Origin of the sequence: Paraburkholderia sp. J63, from assembly GCF_905220245.1 — a bacterium.
Classification (GTDB): Bacteria; Pseudomonadota; Gammaproteobacteria; order Burkholderiales; family Burkholderiaceae; genus Paraburkholderia.
This window is the reverse complement of the sequence record NZ_CAJMZF010000051.1, coordinates 1-13484: the sequence shown is the minus strand read 5'-3', so window position 1 is coordinate 13484 and position 13484 is coordinate 1. Positions and strand designations below refer to the sequence as shown.

At 65.0% G+C, this 13484-nt stretch carries 14 protein-coding genes and 1 pseudogene; 9 read left to right on the top strand and 6 right to left on the bottom strand.

The genetic code is table 11. The annotated features are described in order from the left end of the window. The first annotated feature begins 43 nt into the window (after positions 1-43). Positions 44-481, top strand: coding sequence for a PRC-barrel domain-containing protein (locus U5775_RS33735; RefSeq protein WP_322062462.1), 438 nt, complete (start codon positions 44-46; stop codon positions 479-481). A gap of 91 nt (positions 482-572) precedes the next feature. On the opposite strand, the gene U5775_RS33730 is transcribed toward U5775_RS33735, so the two are convergent. Then, the gene (locus U5775_RS33730; protein ID WP_322062461.1) at positions 573-1517 is read right to left on the bottom strand and encodes a LysR substrate-binding domain-containing protein; all 945 of its coding nucleotides are present in this window, start codon (positions 1515-1517) and stop codon (positions 573-575) included. Between the two features lie 166 nt (positions 1518-1683). Here U5775_RS33730 and U5775_RS33725 point away from each other — a divergent pair, with 166 nt between their 5' ends. The 3 genes from U5775_RS33725 to U5775_RS33715 are packed head-to-tail and all read left to right on the top strand — an operon-like array spanning position 1684 to position 4950. After that, the gene (locus U5775_RS33725; protein WP_322062460.1) at positions 1684-2529 is read left to right on the top strand and encodes an acyl-CoA dehydrogenase; all 846 of its coding nucleotides are present in this window, start codon (positions 1684-1686) and stop codon (positions 2527-2529) included. 52 nt (positions 2530-2581) lie between these two features. Next, entirely contained in the window at positions 2582-3742 is a 1161-nt protein-coding gene (locus tag U5775_RS33720) for an acyl-CoA dehydrogenase family protein (RefSeq protein ID WP_322062459.1), read from the top strand. 29 nt (positions 3743-3771) lie between these two features. Continuing rightward, positions 3772-4950: a CaiB/BaiF CoA-transferase family protein gene (locus U5775_RS33715; protein ID WP_322062458.1), complete on the top strand. Its 1179-nt coding sequence runs from the start codon at positions 3772-3774 to the stop codon at positions 4948-4950. A gap of 129 nt (positions 4951-5079) precedes the next feature. On the opposite strand, the gene U5775_RS33710 is transcribed toward U5775_RS33715, so the two are convergent. Further along, on the bottom strand, positions 5080-5721 hold the full coding sequence (locus U5775_RS33710; RefSeq protein ID WP_322062457.1) for a DUF1109 domain-containing protein: 642 nt from the start codon (positions 5719-5721) through the stop codon (positions 5080-5082). Further along, positions 5718-6263, bottom strand: coding sequence for a sigma-70 family RNA polymerase sigma factor (locus U5775_RS33705; RefSeq protein ID WP_322062498.1), 546 nt, complete (start codon positions 6261-6263; stop codon positions 5718-5720). Before U5775_RS33705 ends, U5775_RS33710 begins: the two co-directional genes overlap by 4 nt. A gap of 454 nt (positions 6264-6717) precedes the next feature. Here U5775_RS33705 and U5775_RS33700 point away from each other — a divergent pair, with 454 nt between their 5' ends. The 5 genes and pseudogenes from U5775_RS33700 to U5775_RS33680 all read left to right on the top strand — a co-directional run bounded on the left by U5775_RS33700 (position 6718) and on the right by U5775_RS33680 (position 10025). Continuing rightward, positions 6718-7356 carry a cytochrome b/b6 domain-containing protein gene (locus U5775_RS33700; RefSeq protein ID WP_322062456.1) on the top strand — a complete coding sequence of 213 codons (639 nt, stop codon included), beginning with the start codon at positions 6718-6720 and terminating at the stop codon, positions 7354-7356. Positions 7357-7389: 33 nt separating this feature from the next. After that, positions 7390-8175 (top strand): molybdopterin-dependent oxidoreductase, encoded by a 786-nt coding sequence (locus U5775_RS33695; RefSeq protein ID WP_322062455.1) that lies wholly within the window; start codon positions 7390-7392, stop codon positions 8173-8175. 46 nt (positions 8176-8221) lie between these two features. Next, complete coding sequence (locus U5775_RS33690) at positions 8222-8482, top strand: pentapeptide MXKDX repeat protein (protein ID WP_322062454.1); 261 nt, start codon at positions 8222-8224, stop codon at positions 8480-8482. 222 nt (positions 8483-8704) lie between these two features. Next, a pseudogene (locus U5775_RS33685) lies at positions 8705-9418 on the top strand (GNAT family N-acetyltransferase); the annotation flags it as partial. Positions 9419-9713: 295 nt separating this feature from the next. Beyond that, the gene (locus U5775_RS33680; protein ID WP_322062453.1) at positions 9714-10025 is read left to right on the top strand and encodes a high-potential iron-sulfur protein; all 312 of its coding nucleotides are present in this window, start codon (positions 9714-9716) and stop codon (positions 10023-10025) included. Positions 10026-10107: 82 nt separating this feature from the next. Here U5775_RS33680 and acs read toward each other — a convergent pair whose 3' ends face one another. The 3 genes from acs to U5775_RS33665 all read right to left on the bottom strand — a co-directional run bounded on the left by acs (position 10108) and on the right by U5775_RS33665 (position 13230). After that, positions 10108-12048: an acetate--CoA ligase gene (acs, locus tag U5775_RS33675; RefSeq protein WP_322062452.1), complete on the bottom strand. Its 1941-nt coding sequence runs from the start codon at positions 12046-12048 to the stop codon at positions 10108-10110. 85 nt (positions 12049-12133) lie between these two features. Continuing rightward, entirely contained in the window at positions 12134-12715 is a 582-nt protein-coding gene (locus tag U5775_RS33670; protein ID WP_322062451.1) for an acetate uptake transporter, read from the bottom strand. A gap of 257 nt (positions 12716-12972) precedes the next feature. After that, positions 12973-13230: a hypothetical protein gene (locus tag U5775_RS33665; protein WP_322062450.1), complete on the bottom strand. Its 258-nt coding sequence runs from the start codon at positions 13228-13230 to the stop codon at positions 12973-12975. Positions 13231-13484: the final 254 nt, after the last annotated feature.

Here is a 13484-nt window from a genome sequence, read left to right as displayed (position 1 = left end):
CCGATTGACCTTGAAGCAAAACCTCGAATCAGGAGTCCAGGAAATGTCTTTTCGCATGACGATGTTGACGGCCGCCGTTCTGGCCGCAAGCGTGGCCAGCGCTGGCGCGCAAGCCCAGGTCGCGGGCGCGCAGCCGCTCTCCGTGACGGTCGAGCAATCGCAGGCGCTGCTCGAAGGCTGGAGCGTGAAGAAGAGCGTGCTCGGCAAGGCCGTCTATAACGACGACAACGTGAAGGTGGGCACCGTGCGCGATCTGATCATCGCGCCGGACGGCACCGTGTCGGCGGCCATCGTCTCCGCGGGTGGCTTCCTCGGCGTGGCCGCGCACGACGTGGCCGTGCCCATCGCCTCGCTCGACGTGCGCGGCGGCAACCTGTATCTGCCGGGCGCGACCAAGGAAGCGCTCAAGGCCACGCCGGCATTCCAGTACGCGAAGGTCGAATCGCCGCCCAAGCCCAAGCGCGTCGACAACAAGCAGTAAGGGCGCACACGCCACATCACGCCAGCTTCCCGGCTGGCTATTTATTCCACTGCATTCCACTGACGCGCGGCGTCTCCCCCGATGCCACGCGTCAGCCCGCCGCCGCAATCCCCTCGCGCAATTCGATTCCTGTCCATACACCGCTCGCGCAAAGCTCCTCGATCAGCTCGCACAGCGTGCGCCGCACGGCGAGCGATGCGGAACTCACCGGCAACGCATTGGGCCAGCAGATACTCGCGGGACGCCTGATCACGGGATCGACGATGCGCCGCATCCTGGGCCGCTCGGCCGGCGCGCGCAGCGCCAGCGCCGAAGCGGGCAAGATCGTGCACGCCGCGCCCGACTGCGCGACCGAGAGCAGCATGGGCAGCGAGTCCACATCGGCGACGATATTCAACGGCACCTGCTCGCGCGCGAAGACTCGTTCGAGCAGCAGACGCAGACCGTTGGCCACGCCCGGCGCCACCAGCGGCACGTCGGCGAGCGCCGCCAGCGGGCACGTGCGCGCACGCGCGGAGAGCCCCGGCTCGCCGAGCACGCACAGCTCTTCGTCGAGCACCGGTAGCGCCGAGATGCCCGGCGTGGCCGTGTCGCGAAACAGGATCGCGAGATCGAGCCGGCCATTCGCGAGCAATTCGTTCAGATAGCCGCTCATGCTCTCGAAGAATTGCAGACGGATGCCCGGATAGCGCTCGCGCACGCGCTCGAACACGGGCATCGCGAGCACCGAGGCCATCGTCGTGGGAAAGCCGATGGCGACCGTGCCCGATTCCGCGCCCACGCCTTCGCGCACTTCCTGGCGCAATTGCTCCATCTGATGCAGCACGAGGCGCGCGTGACGGTAGAGCGCCTGGCCCGCGGCGGTGGGCTTCACGCCCTGCGGACTGCGCACGAGCAGCGGCACGCCCAGGTCGTCTTCGAGCTTCGCGATCTGCTGGCTCAGCGACGGCTGCGCCACGTAGAGTTTTTCCGCGGCTTTGCCGAGACTGCCGTAATCGACGATGTTCACGAAATAACGAAGCTGACGAACGTCCATGGGCTTGAGCCCCCCTGCCCTGTCGATGCGAGGGTCATAGGATACCCTTATGACCGGTACATTCAATCGGTATTTCCGCGTCCCGGAACAATCGCATACAGTCGCCTCATTCCCTCCTCACTCTTCCTATAGCAAGGCGTTGGCCGAACCAGCGCTGGAGACGGCGATGAACACTCCCCTGCCTGAACCGCTCACAGGGCCGGTCCAGACGATCACCGACCTCATATCCCCGGCTCCCGCCGCCGCGCTGGCCGCGACGCTCGACAGCAGCCATGCGCCGGGGCCGGGCGAGGCGCTGCCGCCGATCTGGCACTGGCTCTACTTCTGGTCCGCCGCGCCGCAAGCCGAACTGGGCGCCGACGGGCATCCGCAAAAAGGCGGCTTTCTGCCCGATCTCGGCCTGCCGAGGCGCATGGCGGCGGGCGGGCGCATCACGTTCAACGCGCCGCTCGCGATCGGTGCGAATGCCCGGCGCGTGTCGCGCGTGCTCTGCGTCGACCACAAGGAAGGACGCAGCGGACGTCTCGCGTTCGTCACCGTCGAGCACGAAATCCAGGCCAATGGCGTCACCGCGATCCGCGAGGAGCAGGACATCGTCTATCGCGAGCCCGCGCAGCCGGGCCAGCCGCAGCCGAGGCCCACGCCGGCGCCCGCCGATGCCGACTGGCAACGCGAGATCGCGCCCACCGAGGCGCTGCTGTTCCGCTACTCGGCGCTCACCTTCAACGGCCATCGCATTCACTACGACCGCGACTACGCGCGCCATGCCGAAGGCTATCCGGACCTCGTCGTGCACGGGCCGCTGATCGCCACGCTGCTGCTCGACATGGTCGCGCGCTTCGCGCCCGAAGCCGTCGTGCGCGAGTACAGCTTCAAGGCCGTGCGCCCGACCTTTCTCGGGCACGCCTTCACCGTATGCGGGCGCCGCAGCGCGGACGGCCACGCCGTCGAACTCTGGGCGAAAGATCACGAAGGCTGGCTGACGATGTCGGCCCGCGCGGTGCTCGCCTGAACCACCCGACTGTCTTGACGAATCCACCAGGATACACGCAGGGAACCATGCAATGAACGACGCTACCGATCAATACCAGGACATCCGCGAAGCCGTGCGCGATCTGTGCAGCCAGTTTCCGGCCGAGTACTTCCGCAAGATCGACGAGGAGCGCGGCTATCCCGAAGCCTTCGTCGACGCGCTCACGAAAGCGGGCTGGCTGGCCGCGCTGATTCCGCAGGAATTCGGCGGCTCGGGCCTCGGCCTCACCGAGGCCTCGGTCATCATGGAAGAGATCAACCGCAGCGGCGGCAACTCGGGCGCCTGCCACGGCCAGATGTACAACATGGGCACGCTGCTGCGCCACGGCTCGCCCGAGCAGAAGCTCAAGTATCTGCCGAAGATCGCGAGCGGCGAGCTGCGCCTGCAATCGATGGGCGTGACCGAGCCCACCACCGGCACCGACACCACGAAGATCAAGACCACGGCGGTTCGCAAAGGCGACCGCTACGTGATCAACGGCCAGAAGGTCTGGATCTCGCGCGTGCAGCACTCCGACCTCATGATCCTGCTCGCGCGCACCACGCCGCTCTCGGACGTGAAGAAGAAAAGCGAAGGCATGTCGATCTTCATGGTCGACCTGCACGAGGCGATCGGCAAGGGTCTGACCGTGCAGCCGATCCCGAACATGGTCAATCACGAGACCAACGAGCTCTTCTTCGACAACCTCGAAATTCCCGCCGAAAACCTGATCGGCGAGGAAGGCAAGGGCTTCAAGTACATCCTCGACGGACTGAACGCCGAGCGCACGCTGATCGCCGCCGAATGTATCGGCGACGGCTACTGGTTCGTCGACAAGGTCTCGAAATATGTTAAGGATCGCCAGGTATTCGGCCGGCCGATCGGCCAGAACCAGGGCGTGCAGTTCCCCATCGCGCGCGCGTTCATCAACGTGGAGGCCGCGAACCTGATGCGTTTCGAGGCAGCCCGCCGCTTCGACGCGCACGAGCCGTGCGGCGCCCAGGCGAACATGGCCAAGCTGCTCGCGGCCGATGCCTCGTGGGAAGCCGCGAACGCCTGCCTGCAATTCCACGGCGGCTTCGGCTTCGCCTGCGAATACGACGTGGAGCGCAAGTTCCGCGAGACACGCCTGTATCAGGTCGCGCCGATCTCGACGAACCTGATTCTCTCGTACGTGGCCGAGCACCTTCTCCGCCTGCCGCGTTCGTTCTGATTGCCTCTGCCTGCACAAAGGAGCCTCCTATGCGCCCTCTCGAAGGCATCAAGGTCGTCACGTTCGAGCATGCGATCGCGGCGCCGTTCTGCACGCGCCAGCTCGCCGATCTGGGCGCGCGCGTCATCAAGGTCGAGCGCCCCGGCGTGGGCGACTTTGCGCGCGGCTACGACGAACGCGTGCACGGCCTTGCCTCGCATTTCGTCTGGACGAACCGCTCGAAGGAAAGCATCACGCTCGACGTGAAGCACGCCGAGGCGCTCGCGATCGTGCACGCGCTGCTCGCCGACGCCGACGTGTTCGTGCAGAATCTCGCGCCCGGCGCCACGCAGCGCCTCGGGCTCGACTACGAGACGCTGCGCGAGCGCTACCCGCGCCTGATCGTCTGCGACATCTCCGGCTATGGCAGCGACGGCCCGTATCGCGACAAGAAAGCCTATGACCTGCTGATCCAGAGCGAATCGGGCTTTCTCAGCATCACCGGCTCGCCCGACGAACCGGCCAAGGCCGGCTGCTCGATCGCCGATATTTCCGCAGGCATGCACGCGTATTCGAGCATCCTCGCGGCGCTCATCGAACGCGGCAAGACGGGGCGCGGGCGCCGCATCGACGTGTCGATGCTCGAAAGCATGGTCGAGTGGATGAGCTACCCGCTCTACTACGCGATCGACGGTCAGACGCCGCCGCAGCGCAACGGCGCGGCACACGCGACGATCTATCCCTACGGCCCGTTCAAGGCCGGCGACGGCAAGTCGGTCATGCTCGGCCTGCAAAACGAGCGCGAATGGAAGAGCTTCTGCGAGACCGTGATGCGCCAGCCTGCTTTGGCAGGGGACGAGCGCTTCTGCTCGAACAGCCGCCGCGTGACGCATCGCGCGGAGTTGGGCAAGCTCATCGAGGAGGCGTTCGGGGCACTCACCTCGGGCGACGTGATCGAGCGGCTTGAAGAAGCGAAGATCGCGAACGCGCATATCAACGACATGCAGGCGGTATGGGCGCACGAGCAGCTCGCCGCGCGCGAGCGCTGGACGCGCGTGGGCACGCCCGCGGGCGAGATTCCCGCGCTGCTGCCGCCGGGCGCGACGCTCGCCGACAACCCGCGCATGGACCCGGTGCCCGCGCTCGGCGAGCATACCGAGGCGATCCTGCATGAGCTCGGCTACGACGCAGCACGCATTCATGCGTTGAGGGAAAGCGGCGCGGTTTGAAAGTACACGGCGGCGGCGAGGCGTTCGCCGCCGTCTGCCGCGCGCAGCTTATTTAGTTAGCAATCCCTACTTTTTCGCGCGAACCGCGTCACACGACGCACAAGCCGGGCATCGCGCCCGTCGATCACACTACCACCGCAACAACCGCGGCCCAAGCCACGCGCCCACCGCCGCGGGCAGCAGCATGCCGAGCGCATACCAGACGCTCCAGAACGCCGGGCTCATTTCCGGGCAATGCACGCAATAGGCGATGGTGGCCAGCGCACTCGCGAAGAGGCCCGCGGCGGCGCCCGCAAGACGCGGCCGGGTGGGCGCAAAACCGCGCGCGGCCCAGAACACGGCCGCGAACGTGGGCACCGAAAGCAGCAGGATATTGAACGGGCAAGTGCGCCAGGACAGGCCGAGCATGAGCGGCATGCGCTCGGCGGGCGCGGCGGCGCCCAGCGTGAACCACCCCGCCAGCCACACGCCGACGAAGGGCACGGCCACCAGCGCCCACGCATAGCCGCCGCGCACGCCCGGACGCCCCAGCCGGCTCAGGACCCGCGCGGCCGTGAGCGCCACGGCCACCGGGAAGGCGAGCTTCGCCCAGAAGATCGGCGTCTGCGCGACGCTCATGAGATCGGGCCGCACGCCGAACACGAGCGCGACGATCACGAGCGATCCGGCGAGCCCGAGCGGCAGCGCGCGCGCGAAGCGGCGCAAGACCGCCTTGCGGTCCACGCGCGTGACGCCGGTGGAAAGCAGGTCGATGAGGTCGTCGGTTTTCATTGCGCCCCCCGGATACGCGCGGCGAGCGCCTTCAGGCCGCGGTGGATGCCCACCTTCACGGCCGACTCCGAAAGCCCCGTGAGCTGCGCGGCTTCCACCACCGAGCGACCTTCGAGCTTGACGTGGACGATGGGCAGGCGCTGCTTGTCCGGCAACTGGTCGAGCAGCTTGCCGATGTCGCGGCGCGCTTGCGCCGGCTCGTCGTCGGGGGTGGCGAACAGGTCGGTGTGGTCCTCGAGCGGATCGTTCAGCGATTCGCGGCGGGAGCGCGAGCGAAAGAAGTCCATCAGTTTGTAGCGGGCGATCGCGTGCACCCACGCGGTCAGCGGTTCGTCGGGGCGCCACGTGTGGCGCGCGTTGTGCACGGCGAGCAGGATCTCCTGCACGAGGTCTTCCACGTCGTCGTGCAATTGCGGAATGCGCCGGCGCAGATAGCCGCGCAAATGCCGCGTGAGTTCCTGGAGGAAAAGACGGTACGCGTCGGCATCGCCCGCAAGGCCGCCGACGAACAGCGCTTTGAGACGGATTTCCGCGGGATGCAAAGGGCGTCCTGTGTTCTCCGGATGACGGGATGGCGCGCCCGCGCCAATCTCCGCACCCGCCTCGAAGCTTGCAGCGGGCTTGCACGCAGCGGCGCCAGCGGCCGCGGCGCGACCCAATACGGGCGCAATCGAGTGAGGGTAGCCGATGGCGTCCGCCACCGCAATAGCGCCCGCGCCGCCACCCGGCGAACCGCGCTCGCGCGTGTGCATCCATCCTGCCGCCGGGTTCGCCGCGCTCACGCTGCCAGTCTCCGCTCCTGAATCTGTCCACGCGCGCCGCGTTCCCGCGACTGCGCATCCCATCGAGTTAATTCGTCGGCCGTGCGCCGCCGGTTACACCCCGCGAAAAAATTTATTGCGTCGATGCGCCCAGCGGTTTTTTTCACGCACCGCTGTAACCGCCGCCCGCCCCCCAGCGAATTCAGCAGTACCTGCCCGCCACGAGGAGCTCGCGATGGAAACCACAACCGCCCGGCCGCGCGCACACGAACCGCTTGCGCACGGCATGCGCCCGATCCATCCGCTATGGCTGCGCGCGACGCACTGGCTCAACGCACTCGCGGCGCTGCTCATGATGTTCTCGGGCTGGCGCATCTACGACGCCTCGCCGGTCTTCCCGGGCCTCGTCATCCCGACGTCGATCACGCTAGGCGGCTGGCTCGGCGGCGCGCTGCAATGGCATTTCGCGGCAATGTGGCTGCTCGTGTTCAACGGGCTCGTCTATCTCGCGCTCAACCTCGCCAGCGGACGCCTGTTCGCGAAGTTCCTTCCGCTGAGCCCGCGCGCCGTGTTCGCCGACCTGCGCGCCGCGCTCACCGGCCATCTCTCGCACGCCGACCTGCGCCATTACAACGCCGTGCAAAAGCTCGCCTATCTGTTCGCCATCGCCGACCTGATCGTGCTCGTGCTCTCCGGTCTCGCGATCTGGAAGTCCGTGCAGTTTCCGCTGCTGCGCGAGCTCATGGGCGGCTACGACAACGCCCGGGTCGTGCACTTCTGCGCGATGTCGCTGCTGGCCGCGTTCGTGGTCTTGCACGTCACCATGGTCGCGCTCGTGCCGCGCTCGCTCCTCACCATGCTGCGCGGCCGCTGAAGCCGAGCCCTCGATCATCGATAAGGAATCCAGATGAATACGAAAGACCGCAAGATCATCACGCTCGATCGCGCCGCGATTCTTGCCGACGCGCGCCGCGAAACGGCCAGGCTCGAGATGCCCTCGCGGCGGCTGTTCGGCAAGCGCCTGCTCACGCTCGGCGGCCTCTCGATGCTGACCGGCTGCTCGATCACCGACGAAGCCTCCGTCAACACGTTCCTCAGCGCCGTCTCGCGGCTCAACGATCGCGTGCAGGGCTGGCTTTTCGATTCGCACCAGCTCGCGCCCACTTACAGCGAGGCGCAGATCACGCGGCCGTTTCCGTTCAACGCGTTCTACGGTGTAGACGAAGCACCTGTCGTGAATGGCGGCAGCTATCGCCTGAAACTGAGCGGGCTCGTGACCGGCCAGCGCGTGTGGACGCTGCCCGAACTCTACGCGCTGCCTCACGCCGAGCAGATCACGCGGCATATCTGCGTGGAAGGCTGGAGTGCGATCGGCCGCTGGGGCGGCACGCCATTCGCCGGCTTCCTGCGCCGCGTGGGCGCGGACACCACCGCGAAATACGTGGGCTTTCGCTGCGCCGACGACTACTACGAAAGCATCGACATGGCCACCGCGCTGCATCCGCAAACGCTGCTCGCCTTCGACTACGACGGCGAGCGCCTGCCCGCGAAATACGGCTACCCGATGAAGCTGCGCATGCCGACCAAGCTCGGCTACAAGAATCCGAAGCACATCGTCGAGATTTTCGTCACGAACACCTACCCCGGCGGCTATTGGGTCGACCAGGGCTACAACTGGTTCGGCGGCTCGTGACGCCTCAATTGCCGGACCCAATTTTCACCCACCAAGGAGCACAGCAATGAAGAAGATCATGTTCGCCGCCATCATCGTTAGCGCCACTGTCGTGGGCGCGGGCGCCGGCAACGCGTTCGCTCAGGCGAGCGGCGCGATGGGCAACGACACCATGTCGAAAGACACCATGGGGAAAGACGCCATGTCCCACGACACGAAGAGCAAGAGCGGGGCGATGGCGCACGACAAGATGTCCAAGGACTCGTCCATGAAGAAGCACGACGCGATGGGCATGGACCATCCTGCTTCGGGTTCGATGTCGCAATGAACCTGAGGCTCGTGGCGCAATGCTCTCCACCGTACTCTCCATCGCATGGGAGACCGGATTGCGCCGCGAGCAGCGCCTCCCCTGCCGCGCCTCGCGGCGTGGCTCCAACGGCTTCGATCGCCGTGGACCTTTTCAAGGTGCCACGAGCGGGGTTACTTTTGCCATTCCCGAAGTAACGTGTCATGCACGCGACCCCCGCCGTGCGAACGGAGTGTGTGAAGAATGGCAGCCAGAACGAACGAATACCAGCAACCCATCGGCGACGCCCTGTCCGGCTGGACGGCGCGCGAGCGGCCCGCGCGCGTGAACATCGAGGGCACGCGCTGCCGGCTCGAGCCCATCGACGTCGAGCGGCATGCGGCCGACCTTTTCGATGCCTATTGTCACGCCGCCGACGGCAGCGACTGGACTTATCTGACGATTGGCCCGTTCGCGGATCTCGCGTCGTACCGCGCGTACCTCACGGGCGCGGCGGCCTCCACCGATCCGCTGCATTACGCGGTGATCGACCAGGCGACCGGCAAGGCCGTGGGCACGCTTTCGCTGATGCGCATCGATCCGGCAAACGGCGTGATCGAAGTCGGCAACGTCACGTTCTCGCCGCTGCTCAAGCGCACGGCCCTCTCCACCGAGGCGCAGTACCTGCTGATGCGCTATGCCTTCGACGAGCTGGGCTACCGGCGCTACGAATGGAAATGCGACAGCCTCAACGCGCCCTCGCGCCGGACCGCGCTGCGGCTCGGCTTTCAGTTTGAAGGCATCTTCCGGCAGGCCATCGTGTACAAGGGACGCAGCCGCGACACCGCGTGGTTCGCCATCGTCGACAAGGACTGGCCCAGTGTGAAACGCGCGTTCGAAACATGGCTCGACGCCGGGAACTTCGACGCCGAAGGGAACCAACGCGCATCGCTCGCGAGCCTGCGAGACGCACAAGCGCGCGACTGATCCGCCGCGCCCGCGTGCTGCATGACTGGCTAGCTCACGCCGTGATATATTTGGCCTCGTATCACGGTTGTCGAAGTCGATGTGCCTCGAATCGGCAGCAGGACCAGCAGGCCGGTTTCGAGGCACGCCAGGCGCCAGCGAATCCGGCGATCTGACCGGTGGGTATGGCGTATGCTCAGCGAGCTTCCATGGACCGACGGGATGCACTCAGCGTAACTGGATCACGGGCGATGCATGCCATGCGCCTCATGTTCCGCCGGCTCCATTACATATAGGAGTCCCCACCATGTCACTTTCCCGCCGGCGTTTCATGATCGTTGCCGCCTCCGTTGCATCGGCGACGATGCTTTCGACCGAGTCGCGAGCCGACGCCCCGCTGCTGTCCGAAAGCGATCCGACCGCACAGGCTCTTGGCTACAAGGAAGACGCGACCAAGGTCGACAAGTCGAAGTTCGCTCGATATCAGGCCGGGCAGACCTGCGCCAATTGCCAGCTCTATCAGGGCAAGGCCGGCTCGACGACCGGCCCGTGCCCGACTTATGGCGGCAAGCTCGTGTATGCCAAGGGGTGGTGTAATGCTTATGTGAAGAAGAGTTGAGCGGGGCGAAGTCATTCAACCCCGCGCAGCGTCGATCCAGCTTGCCGCCCCTTGCATGGAAGGTTTCGTTATCGTTTGCGCTTCAATGCGCAATCCGATGCTCGATCAATTCCTTGACGACGCGCGGATCGGCCAGCGTCGACACATCGCCGAGATTGTCGTAGTCGCCATCGGCAATCTTGCGCAGGATACGACGCATGATCTTGCCTGAGCGCGTCTTCGGCAAAACCGGCGCCCACTGAATGAAGTCGGGGCTCGCGATCGGGCCGATCTCCTTGCGCACCAGCGCCACCAGCGCCTGGCGCAACGGCTCCGTGGGCTCCACGCCCACCTTGAGCGTCACATACGCATAGATGCCCTGCCCCTTGAGCGAATGCGGGAAGCCCACTACGGCCGCCTCGGCGACACAGGGATGCGTCACCAGGGCGCTCTCCACTTCTGCGGTGCCAAGCCGGTGCCCCGAGACATTGACCACGTCGTCGATGCGCCCCGTGATCCAGTAGTCGCCGTCCGCGTCGCGATAGCAGCCGTCACCGGTGTAGTACTTGCCTTCGAACTGGCTGAAATAGGTCGTGCGCATGCGCTCGGGGTCGCCGTACACATAGCGCATCTGCCCCGGCCACGAATCGAGCATGCACAGGCTGCCTGCGCCCGCGCCCTCGATGACGGCGCCCTTCTCGTCCACGATCGCGGGACGCACGCCAAAGAACGGCCGCGTGGCGCCGCCGGGCTTGAGCGTCATGGCGCCCGGCAGCGGCGCGATCAGAATGCCGCCGGTTTCCGTTTGCCACCAGGTGTCGATCACGGGACACCGCTTTTCGCCGACGACTTCGTAATACCAGAGCCACGACGCCGGATTGATCGGCTCGCCTACGGTGCCGAGCAGGCGCAGCGATTGGCGCGAGGTCTTTTTGACCGGAGCGTCTCCGTCGCGCATCAGCGCACGGATCGCGGTTGGCGCGGTGTAAAGGATTTGCACCTGGTGCTTGTCGCACACCTGCCAGAAGCGCGAACTATCCGGGTAGTTCGGCACGCCCTCGAACATCAGCGTGATGGCGCCGTTGGCGAGCGGACCATAGACGATATAGCTGTGTCCCGTCACCCAGCCCACATCGGCCGTGCACCAGTAGACGTCGCCATCGTGATAGTCGAAGACGTATTGGTGCGTCATCGCCACATAGGTCAGATAGCCGCCCGTGGTGTGCACGACCCCTTTGGGCTTGCCCGTCGAGCCCGAGGTATAGAGGATATAGAGCGGATCTTCGGCATTCATCTCTTCCGGCGGGCAGTCCGCGGAACTCCGGCTCATCAGCGCTTCGTACCAGTGATCGCGACCCTCGCGCCAACCGACCTTGCCTCCCGTGCGGCGGACCACGATGCACGTTCGCACGTTGGGACACTTTTCCATTGCCGCGTCGGCGTTCTCCTTCATTGCGATCGAGCGGCCGCCGCGCACGCCTTCGTCGGCGGTAATCAGGACATTCGATTCGCAGTCCCGAATACGATTCGCGAGCGCCTCGGGAGAAAAGCCGCCGAACACCACCGAGTGAATCGCGCCGATACGTGCGCAGGCGAGCATCGCGACGGCCGCCTCAGGAATCATCGGCATGTAGATGGTCACGCGCTCGCCGCGCTTTACGCTGAGCGATTTCAGCACATTGGAGAACTTGCAAACCTCCGCATGCAACTCACGGTACGTGAGCGTGCGGCTGTTGGCGGGATCGTCGCCTTCCCAGACGATGGCCGCCTGATCGCCGCGCGTGGAGAGATGACGATCGAGGCAATTGCTGCAGGCATTGAGCGTGCCGTCGTAGAACCAGCGGATATGCAAGTCGTTACTGGCGAACGAGACGTCCTTGATCTGCGTGTACGGCTTGATCCAGTCGAGACGTTTGCCCTGCTCCGCCCAGAAACCCTCCGGGTCTTCCGTGGACCGGCGATACATCTCCTCATAGCGCGCCTGATTGATCGAAGCGTGCTTCGCCCACTCCGCTGTCACGGGAAAAGTTTGATGCTCAGACATGGCTTCCTCCTGATTGAGGACGTTGCGCTGCCATGCCGTCGGCGGGAAGCGCCCTCGGGCACGCGCCCCCGCCGGCGCGAAACCGCTACGCTGCCTGGGGATGCGGCGGCTCTACGTAAGGATGAGTGGGCAGCACGGTGCGCCCGAAGCTTTCATTGATGACCATGGCCGCCGACGCGTAGAACGCCAGCGCGGCGGTAATCAGGCCCATGTAGCCGCCCAGATGCGTGGCGAACGACAAGCCCGTGAACGCCCCGATCGCCAGCAGCAGAAAAGTGATCCATAGCGCGAGGAACACCAGTTGCACGGACGTGCTCGTATGCATGGAGCCGATCCACATATAAAACGTAAATACGCCCCATACCAGCAGATACCAGCCCACGAACGCCTCAGGCACCTTCGTGCCGAGAAAGGCGACAAAGAGCGCGAACGACCACCAGAACGCGCCATAGCTGAGGAACGCCACCGTACCTAGCGTATTGCCGCGCGGAAATTCCATCACGCCCGCAATCATTTGCGCCGTGCCGCCGAATGCGAACGCCAGTGCGAGCACGAGGCCCAATGCGTCGGCGCTGAACCAGCCGGCATTGACCATGCTGAGCATCCATGTGGTGAATGCGAACCCGGCTAGCCCGAGCGGCGCCGGATTGGAAAGTTTGCCACCCATAATTTGCCTCCGTGGTCATCGGTTCCGATTGCACAGGTTGTCGAAACACACAGAACCCCATGATTATTATAGGACATATATCACGTTGTGATATATGTCCTATCTATAGACGGAAAATACGGGATGCATGAGACGCTGACTCGCTACCAGCAAGCTGGTTAATCCGATGTTCTCCTAAATAATTGGGCGAAATTTTTGCAGGCGCGAAGCCGGCCCGAGTGGATTGAAGCGGCCGGCCTTCCCGCCCGGTATTCGGGTTAGTTAGCCGTTCCGGTAGCGCAGTATTGCGCGAAGTTCGCCTCGGTGGCGGCAAAGCCTTGCTGCTTCGCGAGTTCCCAAGGCCGTTCGCAGCGCTGCGTATGTTCACACCACGAATAGCCAGCGGAGCCGATGCACCCATGCGCGTCGCGATCGGCGCCCACTGTATTCGACGGAGCAGAGGAACTCGCGGCAGAGCACGCGCCAAGCAGACACGCGGCAGCGGCAAGAGAAACGCGAAGCAGGTTTCGGCGCATGAATGAACTCCGGTGGGATGGTGCTGAATGCCGGCCGAAGTTTACCAGCGCCCCGCCCGCTCAACCCCCATGTTCCCCGGAAAAATAAAGCTTTCTTCCTCGGCACACCACTCCCTGAAACTCCCACGCTTTCAGCGATTCCGCACATGCCCCCGACCCTTCAACTTACCCCCTTCGGCAAGCATATTCCCCAAACTGGTGCAGCCGGATAAAAAAGCCTTTCTCGCCCCGCCCATCAAGGCTTTTGCGGAGAA